The sequence below is a fragment of the Pseudoalteromonas luteoviolacea CPMOR-1 genome, from assembly GCF_001625685.1.
Lineage (GTDB): Bacteria > Pseudomonadota > Gammaproteobacteria > Enterobacterales > Alteromonadaceae > Pseudoalteromonas > Pseudoalteromonas luteoviolacea_K.
The window spans coordinates 24,500-36,776 of sequence record NZ_AUYC01000059.1 but is presented as its reverse complement, the minus strand read 5'-3'; the positions used below and the strand labels follow the sequence as shown (position 1 = coordinate 36,776).

The 12,277-nt window shown below is 44.5% G+C and carries 7 protein-coding genes; 1 reads left to right on the top strand and 6 read right to left on the bottom strand.

The features are described 5' to 3' along the window. From N473_RS20770 to N473_RS20760, 3 genes are all read right to left on the bottom strand, one after another. Positions 1 to 702, bottom strand: coding sequence for a spondin domain-containing protein (locus tag N473_RS20770; RefSeq protein ID WP_063369613.1), 702 nt, complete (start codon positions 700 to 702; stop codon positions 1 to 3). 146 nt (positions 703 to 848) lie between these two features. Continuing rightward, positions 849 to 2,639, bottom strand: a complete 1,791-nt coding sequence (locus N473_RS20765) for an alpha-keto acid decarboxylase family protein (protein ID WP_063369593.1) — start codon at positions 2,637 to 2,639, stop codon at positions 849 to 851. A gap of 75 nt (positions 2,640 to 2,714) precedes the next feature. Beyond that, a complete protein-coding gene (locus N473_RS20760; protein ID WP_063369592.1) occupies positions 2,715 to 4,676 on the bottom strand; it encodes an FAD-dependent L-amino acid oxidase in 1,962 nt (653 codons plus the stop codon). Positions 4,677 to 5,066: 390 nt separating this feature from the next. Between N473_RS20760 and N473_RS20755 the strand changes: the two genes are divergently transcribed. After that, complete coding sequence (locus N473_RS20755) at positions 5,067 to 6,695, top strand: tetratricopeptide repeat protein (protein ID WP_063369591.1); 1,629 nt, start codon at positions 5,067 to 5,069, stop codon at positions 6,693 to 6,695. Here N473_RS20755 and N473_RS20750 read toward each other — a convergent pair. The 3 genes from N473_RS20750 to N473_RS20740 form a co-directional block, all read right to left on the bottom strand. Beyond that, the gene (locus N473_RS20750; RefSeq protein WP_063369590.1) at positions 6,692 to 7,627 is read right to left on the bottom strand and encodes a glycoside hydrolase family 16 protein; all 936 of its coding nucleotides are present in this window, start codon (positions 7,625 to 7,627) and stop codon (positions 6,692 to 6,694) included. The two genes, N473_RS20755 and N473_RS20750, sit on opposite strands and share 4 nt — an antisense overlap. A 181-nt stretch (positions 7,628 to 7,808) precedes the next feature. Beyond that, positions 7,809 to 8,897 carry an efflux RND transporter periplasmic adaptor subunit gene (locus N473_RS20745; RefSeq protein WP_063369589.1) on the bottom strand — a complete coding sequence of 363 codons (1,089 nt, stop codon included), beginning with the start codon at positions 8,895 to 8,897 and terminating at the stop codon, positions 7,809 to 7,811. Between the two features lie 10 nt (positions 8,898 to 8,907). Continuing rightward, positions 8,908 to 12,027: an efflux RND transporter permease subunit gene (locus tag N473_RS20740; protein WP_063369588.1), complete on the bottom strand. Its 3,120-nt coding sequence runs from the start codon at positions 12,025 to 12,027 to the stop codon at positions 8,908 to 8,910. Between the last annotated feature and the right edge of the window lie 250 nt (positions 12,028 to 12,277).

Sequence of the window (12,277 nt, the reverse complement as noted above, 5' to 3'; positions counted from 1 at the left end):
TTATTTTACTGTGATAGTCACTTTAGCAACGGGGTTTAACCAGCGGTGTACTGTATTATGTAAATCACTGTCACCACCGGTTGGATTATCATCGCCTAAGTTACCTCTATGAATATGTATCATTTGATTGGCCTCTTCAGTCGTCACACCATCGCCGCCAGTGCCTGGTGCAACACCTGGTGAGGCTGGAATACCGAGTACGCCAGGCGCACCAGATTCAGCTATCACTCTTTCATTATTGGCCTCTGTGCCGGCATCATAGGCGTTCAGGTAAACATGATAGGTGCCCGCTTCAGTTGGGATCTGCCAGCTATTTAAACCAATAAAGCCATCATTGGTCGGTAGCATCATGGCAACGATTGACAATTTGTCGTTGCCATCAGTGGTTTCTAAATCAGTCATTGTACTGGTAACTGGTGCGAGTAAGCCACCAGCTGGGTTGCTGACTGTATTGGCGTTTATGCCTGTCAATATGGTGTTAAGGCCGTCTAAGCTGCCGCCTTCTGCCATGGCTTGAAGCTCATCAGATGCTTTCTCACCGACATTGAATAACATGGCATCCTTGGTGTGGGCAGTGATGAGTAAAGGGGTGAAGTATATTCCTTGGGTTAGGTTAGTAACCTTCACTTCAAGCGACGCTGCATGTGCAGCACCGGAACTAAGAAGTGTGCCTGCGATGAGTGATAGAATACGTGTTTTCATAATTGGCTCTTGTTGTTTGTAATTGACAAGAGTAATCATGCAGGGCAATTGTCGCGAAAGCCTCGCTCAATTATCACAAATTTATCACAGCAAGATCATTTTTTAATATATGTAAAGAAACCAGCCATATAGGCTGGTTACTAGGGCTAAAATTTATTTGCGGGTGGCCATTGTGGGTTGCATATTTCATCTTCACCGACGGCTGTTGGGGCTTCGGCTGTGATACTTGATGGAGTATCTTCTTTAGGAATACAGACTTCGACGACATAATTGATGTGATCATTATGACGAATTTCTTCCATTGCGCTGAGTAATTGTTCAACGCTGGTTACTTTAATCCCTTTGCCGCCGAACGCATCAGGTAGCTTGGCGATTTCCCATGAAGGTAAGTCATTGTAGCTATACACCTGATTGAGTAATTTATCTTGATAATCAACAGGCGGCTTACGAAATGGGTTGGGGTTGACGAGGTATTGCTCAATCCCATAAATGCCATTGGCTAAGACAAAGACAACCGTGTTTTGCCCGTAAGCATGTTGATCGGCAACGGCTTGACAGGTCTCATGGAACGCCCCATCACCAACAACGACAATCGACCGTTTATCAGGGTAAGCGCACTTAACACCGGTGCCGGCCGGGACTGAGTAACCGATTGATAACCACGCAGCTTGGGCTATAAAACCATTTCGTGAAGGTATTTTGACACGTTGAGCCCCGATGAGTGGGAAGCCTGCATCGACAATTAATACGTCATCTTCTGTTATCCAGCTGCTCATCGCGGCAAAAAAGCTATCGTAACCTAATTGCTGTTCAGGCATAGGCATATTGTTCGCAGCCATAGGCTTGCGAATACCGGCCAATTGGGCAGGGTTGTGTTTGGCCAATTGCTCAAATGCTTCTGTGAGGTAGTATAAATAATCTTTGAGCAATACAGATGGGTAAAAATCAGCACCGACATAGACGCCTTGGTGAGCAGATAGTATGGTGTTGCTGCTGCGAATATCCTGATTTCCGGTATCCTTACCCGTTGTCCATGCACCTATGCCTACTAATACGCCATCCTCACCGACCAGATCCTGTACTTCAGAGGGTGAGAGTGTGACACAGCCCTCGAACCAGGGGTGGGTTTCTGCAATGACTGATTTACTTAAAGCGGAAGTGACAAAATGGATGTGTCCGTCCGGCATAGAGTGATGACGATTAATCACTTCCATCAAATTGAGAAACTCATCCTGTAACGCGAGGCGTTGTAATTCAATACCTGCCCAAAAGATGCTTTTGGGCTTAGATAGCATCAATTGCAAGGTGGCGTCAGCAGCTTGTTTAGCACAACTGACCGTGAGCGTATCATTTGTGCGCTCTCTTATTCGTCCCTGTGGTCTTTGGCACGGGCTGCGCCAGATATCTTCAGTAACTTCAAAATAGATAGGACGTTGCTCGCTCAACAGAGCTGTGATAGCTGAGTCGATTTGGTAGGGGGCTTGTAAAGCGTTATTGATTCGTTCTGCGGCCACCGTAATTGGGCGAAACATATGAATATCAACGAATTCGTAGCCTGTAGTATGGGAGTATAGCAACCCTTGGCATTTTGAGATTTGGTCCTCTTTATTGGTTGGTGCACCATTAATTAAAATAACGGGCACTTGTTCAACATAAGAACCTGCAATGGTATTCAGTAGGCTAAATGCACCGACGCTATATGTGACATACAATGCACAAGGGCCTTTTAGTCGAGCATAAGCATCTGCAGCAAAACCGGCACAAATCTCATTTGCATTGCCTTTAATGGTAATTGGAGATTGGCTGTCGGCTAAAATTGTATCCAATAGGCCGGCGGTATAATTACCGGCGACGCCAAACATTTGGTCAACACCAATTTCTTCTAAGCGGTCTTTGAAATAATCTGCAACCGTATATTCTTTGAAACATGTACTCATAAATAATGACTCTCCGTTTTATTGGCCAAAAAGCGGCGATGCAAATTACATAGCCGCTTATTTTGGTGCTAGTTATCACTTAGTATCGAAGTAGCAGAGATCAACGCCAATGACGCTATCAAAGTCTTGAGTACGGTCAATTGGTGCTGTATTGGCTGAGAAGTTAGTTTCTATATACTGGTTGATGAGCTTACTTGAGTTCTCTTCGTAAATCGCTTTAATGGCATCTGAAGCATGGATGTGCGTATTTTCAAAATAAACTTGGCTAAATGGCTTGAGGCCAAAGCTTTTTTCTAATGCTAAGTCAGTTGAGCGCAATGCACCCTCAACCCAACCTTGGTAATCAGAAAATGCTTCACCGCAGGTGTATAAATTTGGTAGTGGTTCGCTGAGTGTTTCCATGACCTCTTTGTCATTTGCGCCCACCGCCCACTGGTGAACACCGAAACCGAATTGTCGGCTCGCGGGAATATCAAACTTAGTGCTGCCTTCCCAAATGCGAGCACTGGTTAGGATAGGCTCAGGTACATAGTGGGTGTTAAATATTTCTTTAAAGAACTTGGTTGCTTGTGCAACAACAGCTGTAGATGCAGGGTATATATCAGCTGGGACATCTTGTACATAATCGCTTTGGTGTGGGTGATGGTATGTTTCACCAATATTTTGTAGGTTGCTCCAGAAGTTGATATTTAAATAATCACAGTAGATGGTCAGTGCCGCAGGTCGCTCATATTTTTCGTTGCCGATACGGTCCAGCTTAGCTTGAACATCTTTAGATGGGTGTGTCGAGCGTTCTTGGTACATCAGTGCTGCTGCCAATTCATCATTGACCGCATAGAAGGGGTAAACAGAGCCTGTGGGTAAATCTGCAAAGTTAGGGCCAAACTCCACGGCAGGTCTGCCTGTAGTGCCACGTCCCCACCAAGCTGAATCGTAGTATAAATTGATTTTAAGTAATGGCTGGTTGCTGGCCGATTGCAGTGTATTCCATAGCTGCTCTGATTTATCCTTGTCTAGTTGGTTAAACGCATTAGAACGAACAAACAGTTTTTCAAGTGCAAGCCTTGGTAAGCCTAATATGACTTTTTCCGCTTGCACAACCCCTTTTTGCGTCCGACCGTGCTCGTCGGTATGGCTATAATGCAGTGAATACAGTCCTGACTCTTCAGCGTAATCAATCTCTTCGATACTGGTCTGCAGGTGAATATTGTCAGTACCCACTTCTTCAACCAACTTATTGGGTAATGTGCTGAAGCCGTCTTTAAAGGTTTTAAATTGTACATTGGCAGGGAAGTCTTCTAACAGCTGATATGCCACACCAGCATTCATTTGTGATAAGAATGTACCATTGAAGCCAAGTACTCGGTAGAGCATATTTATACACTCTTGTGAATAACCCATGTTGGTATAGAGATCCCACAGCGTCCACTCATTAAGCGTTTGTCCTTGCCACTTGCACTCCAACCTAAAGGCCTGCCAAAACTCAGGGCCTCTGACTTCAGGTCGCTGTTGAAACTGCGGGTTGGCTTCTAAAATACGATTGAAGACGACGTTGACGATGTCTTTGGGGTTCACACCTTGCTCAGATTGGTCAAGGTTGTATAGATGAGACCAAATGGCGTAGTCATCTTGTTGAGCATCTTCCACACTAAAACTCTCACCGCGAAAAAATAATCGGTTATTGCCGCCGCTATTCATAGGGAATGGAACGATGTCGTTTTGTAGGTTCAGTTTTAAAAACAACGCCATCAGATCATCCATCCCATCGAAAAGGAAGCGCATACCCCCTTGCTCCTCTTTAACGGTAATCGTTTTAGGGTGTTCTGAGCGTAGGTTATTGAACTCAATGAGATCTGAGTCTAAACGTCCACCAGTTCGATTTGAGCGTTCAAATATAGCAAGATCTTGTATCTGCGCTTCTTGCTGTAATCGCCAAGCACTATATAGGCCTGACATGCCCGCGCCAACGATGGCTACTTTGACTTTTGTAGGGAGGGGTTTATCCGTAATTTCTTTGCCAAATGTGTAATGTGTCATAGTTTTTCCTTAGCCTTGATGGTTAAGTCTACTTTGGCAGACGACTGCTCCTATAAAACAACTACTGCGACTGTGCTGCAAAGCAGATGGTTAAATCTGCGATTTACATAAATTTTTTACTTTTTATGCAGGTGTTTAAACTCACTCTGTTTTAATAACAGAATGATGCATTGGGACAATCCAGCATTAAATGTAGCACAAAGGTTAACTTTGTGACGTTTAGATACCATGTGATGAAAAGTCAGTGTGGTGATATGGATTTTATTCCTCTAGTTCCCTCTGAAGATTATCTTATGAAACTTGAGTACACGTAAACATTAGGGCAAACTACATTTAAAACAGATGGTTATGAATAGGTGTCTGCGAAGGCTGACCCAATGGTGTTAAATCATGCGCTTTAAAATTGATAACAAGGAAGTCGACCTGATCCGTGGGGTGATTTATACCCAAGGCTCACAACAACGACATGATATACGAGCAAAAACGTTGCAAGTACTCACCTTGTTAGTCGAAAATCCAGACCGTGTTGTTAGCAAGCAAGAATTACTAGACAATGTTTGGTGTGACGTTGTCGTACAAGACCAAGTGTTAGTTCAGTCGATCAAAGAGATCAGGGATATGCTTGGGGCCAGCACCATTAAGACCTTCCCTAAAATAGGATATCGTTGGGTCGCAGAGATTGAACCAATAAACAAATCAGCGCAGTTTAAACAGTTCATGACAATGCGTATGTTAGCGCTCGTTTTTTTAGCATTGATCTTAGTGGTAGGGTTAGCACATTTTATCTTGGACAGAGCTGACTCTCAGCAATTGCCCCGTGTGGCGTTCTTACCTGTTGAAAACAACATGCCTGATAAGCTGCATGATTGGGTACCGATTAAAGGCATGGATCACTTAACACGGGCACTTGCTCAGCAAACAACCTTATCTGTAAGTAATACTGATGATGTGCTATTGGCGATAGAATATCTGCAGGAGCGAGATACTCGGGGCGCACGCTCGCTGTCGGGGAAAATATTTAAGTTGCAGCAAAAGTTGGATGTGCAGCTTGTAGTCCAGACTCGACTGACCGGTTATCCTGAAGATTTACAATTACACTACACTCTGCATTCAAAATATGGTCCGCAACAAGGGGTAATATTGTCCCAAAGTGTAGAAGATGCATTAAATCAGCTGGTCAACGTGTTGGCCGATAAATACCAACAGCAAGAAATAACGGCTTCTGGGTCTTATCATGGTGCATTTAGCAATCAAGCTTTTGCCAAAGGGGTGAACGCTTTTTTACAGCGAGACTATGAAGATGCCATAGCACTGTTTCGCAGTGCGTTGGTAGAGCAACCGAATATGCTCGCCGCACGACGGTATTTGGCGGGGAGTTTGGCAAATACTTATCAGTTGGAGCAAGCAATCAGCTTGTTGCAGGGCAGTTTGCTATTAGCAGATAACTCAGCGAGTCAAAAAGAACATTTACGTGCCAATTTGTTGATTGGTTATTTATTGATACATTGGCCACAAGGGGAAAACAGGCAGCAAGAGTTAGATTTAGCCGAGCAGTATATTGCCAAAGCAAAGGGCTTAGCACAATCTAGCCAAGATAAGTTGTTCATTGCATACTCTTATGAGGAACTGGGCAAAATCAAGCGCTTGCAAGGGCAATACAGTGAAGCGACAAGGTGGCTTTTAGCCGCACTTGAGTATCATCAAAGCTTTCACGGACGATATGGTCAAACAGCTGCATTGATAGAATTGGCAAAAATAGCCATTGCACAGCAAGAGATAAATGAAGCTAAACATTATTTTAATAAAGCGATGCAAGTGGCAAACGAAAGCAATGCCAGCCCTAACCAAATTTGGGTATTGTTAGCGCAGGCTGACATGTATAGAGAGTTGGGGGAAAAGAGCCGTGCACATGGGATGGCACAGCAGGCACTGGATATTGCACACCAAGCAGATAGTCCCCAATTAATTGCACGTGTGCAAGCGTGGTTTGCTCAAGTGCCCATCCACACGATTAATTAAAGGCTACAGTAGTCTGGTTGTTTTGGCTTCCAATTTGGTACCGTGTCGCGTTGAGCGACTTTATCTTTTCTGAGTTGTTCAACTGCTTGCACTACGGCCGTAGGCGCTATGACTTTATCTTTCACGAAATACACCCAATCGACGTCTTGATAGTATTGACGCATTTGTGTCGACTGAACCAATTTATTCGGGTCAAACCATTGATTGAAGTTAATGGACATAGGCACTTCAGGATAAACGTCGGCACCATGCTCGGCAAATAAGTGGCCATTGACGTAGTACTTCAGTGAATTATCGGCGACTTGTAAAACAAGCGTGTTCCAGCCTTGTAATGATTCAATGTGATAATCGTATGCGTTTACTTTCGTCCAAGGCGTTAGCTGAAACGTTTCCCAAGAGGTCGCAAATAAAGCCAGTCGCTCAGTCCCCCAGCCGCCATTTGGGAGGTACTCGAAGTCCATTTCACTGTAGTTTTTATCCATCGGTGCCTTTAACGGGCTGATAGCATAAAATGTTTGGATAACCGCATCACCGTCCGGTCCATACTGCGGCGCATCATTGAAGTAAACTCTAGCGGCGTATGTGCCTTCTTTGTACTTTCTATTGTGGCAGACTTGAGTGTGGCGGGTATTTTCCGCTGAACCATCGGTTTTCGAGGTAATACGCATCACTGTATTGCTGTGGTTGATGGGATCAGGATGAAATGTGACACCTTCTTTCCACCAGGTCGCATTTTTAATACCGGGGTGACCTACTTCATCGCGAATTTGCCAACCATTTTTCTGTGCATCCTCAAATTGGCGATAGCTAAAGTCATCGAACATGATTTGAGATGATATTGCATTGGCTGCGGGAGCGTTGGCACTTACGCCAAGTGTGCCAGCCACTAATAAGCCCAATTGTGTCGTGATTAAAATTTTGTTTGTTAGCATGTTGTCTACTCCGTTATGTCTATGTGGAGTAGCTTGTAAAAAGCGCGTAAGAAGTGCCAATTAAACTTACTGAAATTAACGGTCTTAGTCTTATTAAATTATATTAAATCAATGAATTTTAAGGATATAAAAATGAACCTACTCATCCATAAGTAGGCTCATTGGGCTAGTAATCTGTCAATTAATTACGGGCTTGCACGTCAACTTCCTGCCCATCAGTCAAACGTTCAGCACCCCTGACCGCGATTTGATCGCCAATATTAAGTTGACGCGTGTTATCTATGGCTTTGACCTCGACAAATGTGCCTTCACCTTTACCAACTTGGACCGGTATTTGCTGAACAGTGTTGTCATGGTCAACTTTGACGATATGGATCCCGTTTTGGCGAATGATGAGCGCATCACGGTTAACCAATAAAACGGGTTGATTGGATTGCAGCGGTACGGTGACATCAACAAGCTGTCCAACCGCGTAAACTTGCTTTTGGTTTGTGTTCAAATCGGCTCTGACTTCGACCGTTTGTGAGCGAGGATCCGTGGCAGGGATAACACGGCTAATTGTTGCTGAGCTTGTAGCTGGGTTGTTCAAGTCACCAGTTTGAAAAGGCAAAATAATTCCCTGCTTGAGATAGTGTAAATATTTTACAGGGACATATAGCCTTGCTTCTAAATTATGAATATCAACAAAGTTCAGTAATTCACTGGCTCGGCTGACTTCTCTACCTGCGCGTTTAAATCGCTCACTGACAACACCGGTGAAAGGCGCTGTGATTGTCGCCCGAGATAATTGATCTGCGATGACGTTCAGTTCAATTTGAGCTAATGCGATATCAGATAGAGCCAAATCATGTTGATTTTGCACACTATCTACTTGAGTAGCCGCAGCACTGTTAGTCTTAGCGAGTTTTTGCAATCGGGTCAGTTCTTGCTGGTGGAATCTGAGATTGATTTGTGCACGTTTTAGCATTTCTCGCTGGCGTGCTTGCTCGAGTTCTAAAGGCAGGGTGTCCATTCGAATGAGCACCTCTCCTTGTTCTACTCTTTGTCCGGGCTCTGCAACAAAGAGCAGACGCCCTGCGAGTCCTGCAGTAATCACAACATCTTGCTTACCAAAAAGGGTGCCACTGACTGCCAGTGAGCTGGTCAACGGGGCCTCTGTCACTGCCTCTACAGTAACTGGCAGGGCTGCACGACTGGTTGCGCTATACAATAGCGAGTTGCATGCCAAAGCCAAGGAAAATAATGTCACAGTTAAAGATGTTTTACGCATTGCTAATTCCTTATTGGTTCGACACTAAATTGAGAGAAGGTTTTGAATTATTATTTTGTTTAACTTTCGGTTGCTTGCCTTGACCAAGTTGCAGCAAGCTCGGCATCAATATTAAGGTGAACAGGGCACTTATTGCCATACCGCCTACGATCACAGTGGCCAAACCGCGGTAGATCTCAGCACCAACCCCTGGCACTAATGTCAGCGGTAGCATGCCAAACAGGCTGGTTAATGTGCTCAAATACACAGGCCTTGCACGCATTAAGACGGCTTGTCTTACCGCCTCTTGTCTAAGCATGCCGGAAGCTTCGGCAACACGAGTTTGGTCGACAAGTAAAATGGCATTATTCACCACTAATCCGAGTAATATGATAAAGCCAATCATTGTGAGCAAGTCGAGGGACTGAAAAGTAAATAAGTTAAGAACAAATAAAGCGATAACGCCGCCCGCAGCAGCTAATGGCATCACCAAAAGCACTAATAGGCTGTCTTTGGCAGATTTAAATAGCGCACTCATTAATAAAAACAAGATGAATAAGGCTAAGACGAAATTGATAGCCATCTCTTGAATGGCCGAGTTCATTTTTTGTGCATTTCCCGACAGGATAACCCCTGCATTTTCAGGTAGTGTGGCTTTGACTTTAGGAATAACTTGCGACAGCAAAATTTGCTGTGCTTGTTCAAGTGACATATCAGCCGGCGGCGTGACTACAACACTGACCGTTCTGCGACCATTGACACGGCGCAACTGACTTGGTCCGACTGTGCGTTCGACATGTGCAAGCTCCCCGACGGTTTGAATACCTGAGCTCGGCGTGACGATAGGCAAAGCTTTTAATGCTTCGGGTGAATCCCAGCTGGTGGCACGTAAAATCACATTCATACGGTCATTACCATTGAAGTACTCGTTGACGAATAATCCTCCTGTAAAAGCTTGTACAGCTTGAGAAACGTCTTGGCGGGTGAGGCCTGCTTGTGTGATTCGGCGATCATTTGGATGCAACCTTAATTCTGGCTCGGCCATATCTAATCGAGGTTGGGGTTGCGCTGTTGCCTCGGGCAGAGCCTCCTTAACCGCCGTTAATGCCACTTGTGCGCCTGAGATGAGGTCATCCATATTAGGACCTGTTATCTCGATGTCTATATTTCGTCCATCTCCGCCATTGGAAACTTGAATCATAGAGCCTCTAAAGAGGAAAACTTGGGTATCAGGTAGGTCTACCAAGATTTCTTCACGGGTGACTTTCATTAGCTCTTCTACTCTCTGTGGATCTGCAGAGTAAATAAAACCGCCGGCATTTGTGCCAAATAGATAAAAATTGAAGTCTTTGATACCCGGTTGCTTTTCTCCTGTGTAGTGAGGCATCAGTCGCGCTTTGACCCGCTTTAACAACTCCTCTTCCATATAGTTTACATTCCCACCTGGTGGTGTAATGAGGGAAAAGAAAAAACCATCAGTGGGTGCTTGAGGCATAAAGTCTGTCTTAGGCAGCATGGTGACTGTGATGAGTAATGAGCTCCCCAATAAGCCGATGATCCAAGAGATTTGTTTGAGCTTGGTGTTGGTTAGCTGCATGATAAACTTGGTTAATTTTTTCCAGTATGCTTGATATGGGTCTTTTTTTGCTTTGCTGTCAGGCATATAGCGATTAGCTATGGGGATGATAGTGAGGGCGCTTAGCAAAGAGGCGATCACGGCAATGGATAATGTTAAAGCCAAATCTGAAAATAATTGTCCCTCAATACCTGCCATAAATAAGATGGGTAAGAAGATGGCAACACTGGTAGCAGTCGATGCAAACAGTGCCCCAGCGACTTGTGTCGCGCCTTTCAGTGCTGCCTTATTAGTATCAAAGCCAGTGGATTTTAGCCGCGCGATGTTCTCTTGTACTATGATGGCTGCATCTAATACTAAACCGACGGCAAATGCTAAGCCTGCCAGAGAAATAACATTAATGCTGCGGTCAAAGATATTGAGTGCGAGAAATGCCATCATTAAAGAGACGGGGATTGTTGCTGCGATGATCAGCGTTGTTTTTAGACCACGAAAGAACAGCCACAAAATAATACAGGACAAGAGTACCCCTAAGCCCAAATTGCTTTTAACGAGCAGCAAGGCGTTACGAATGTGTACTGAAGCGTCATAACTGAGCTCTATACTCAATCCTGCCTCCTTCAATGGGCCTGCATTAAGCTCATTTATTGCAATGTTAATCTCATCCAGTAGTGCTACGGTATTGGCATCATTGATTCGTGCTACGCGAATATAGTAGGCAGGTTGCCCATTTCTGCCACTCATACCCAAACGGTCAGAAAAGGTTTCTTTTACCGTGGCAATGTCCCCAAGATATATGGGTCTATCACCTGAGTAACCGATGCGCATTTGCAGCATATCTTGTAAATCATATTGGCCGGTGAAGCGCACGGTATATTGTCTGCGCCCCACATTGGCGAGGCCCGCAGAGGTATCTTGAGAAGCCCGTAATGTCTGTCTAATTTGATTGATACTAATGCCAAGAGCAGCTGCTTTATGTGGATCAAAAGTGACACGCAGTTCTTTTGAACGTTCACTGGCGAGGTCGACACGGGAAACGCCTTGTATTTGAGATAATCTGGGTTCAATAATTTCGTCTATTTGTTTTTGGTATTGAGCCATATCTAGGCTCAAGCCTTGATCGCCAGCTTCGAGCGGGGTGACCAGTAAAGTGGCGGCGGCTGCGCCACCTCCCCCAAAACCGCCACCTGCGGATACGACTGGATCAATCGCATCAAGTGGCAGTGGAGGAGCTTGATTGAGGTTAGTGAGTACATCAAGCATGGCTTGCTGCATATCGGTACCGATGGCAAAAGTGAGTGATATAGAACCATTACCCCGATTAATCGTCGTATTTACCTCAAGTGCACCTGGCGTGTTTTTAACTGCATTTTCTAGTGGCTCAATGATGACCGATTCTATCTCTTCTGGTGCGGCTTGTCGCCAGCCAGAAAAGATGGTGATTTGAGGTTGTTCAATATCAGGAGTGAGTTGTATTGGGAGTTTAAAAATACTTAATAATCCAAATACCATTACAAGTGCCAGTATGACAATGACACTGGCAGGATTCTTGAGGGAACTACGCGTTAAATTCATCACAACATCCAAGTTTAACTGTACATGATGGAGTGTAACGACTGGGTGAAAAAGTGCCAGTCCCAACGAAAAGCCCATAATGACATCGCGCGATAAACTGCTGTTTTAAAGCGGTTGATTGCATTTCTGCAATAAGCTGTAACAATTTATCATTGATTGAAATAGGTGTTTTGAGCTGAGTTGACAGAGAAATTTAAAGGCTCATTATTTCAAGATGTAACTTATTGAGAGAACTGACTTGTGTTAGCCC

Bases quoted from the DNA above. Each gene is read 5' to 3' on its own strand.
- N473_RS20760 (WP_063369592.1), bottom strand. From the start codon at position 4,676: ATGACACATTACACATTTGGCAAAGAAATTACGGATAAACCCCTCCCT.
- N473_RS20750 (WP_063369590.1), bottom strand. From the start codon at position 7,627: ATGCTAACAAACAAAATTTTAATCACGACACAATTGGGCTTATTAGTG.
- N473_RS20770 (WP_063369613.1), bottom strand. From the start codon at position 702: ATGAAAACACGTATTCTATCACTCATCGCAGGCACACTTCTTAGTTCC.
- N473_RS20755 (WP_063369591.1), top strand. From the start codon at position 5,067: ATGCGCTTTAAAATTGATAACAAGGAAGTCGACCTGATCCGTGGGGTG.
- N473_RS20765 (WP_063369593.1), bottom strand. From the start codon at position 2,639: ATGAGTACATGTTTCAAAGAATATACGGTTGCAGATTATTTCAAAGAC.
- N473_RS20745 (WP_063369589.1), bottom strand. From the start codon at position 8,897: ATGCGTAAAACATCTTTAACTGTGACATTATTTTCCTTGGCTTTGGCA.
- N473_RS20740 (WP_063369588.1), bottom strand. From the start codon at position 12,027: ATGAATTTAACGCGTAGTTCCCTCAAGAATCCTGCCAGTGTCATTGTC.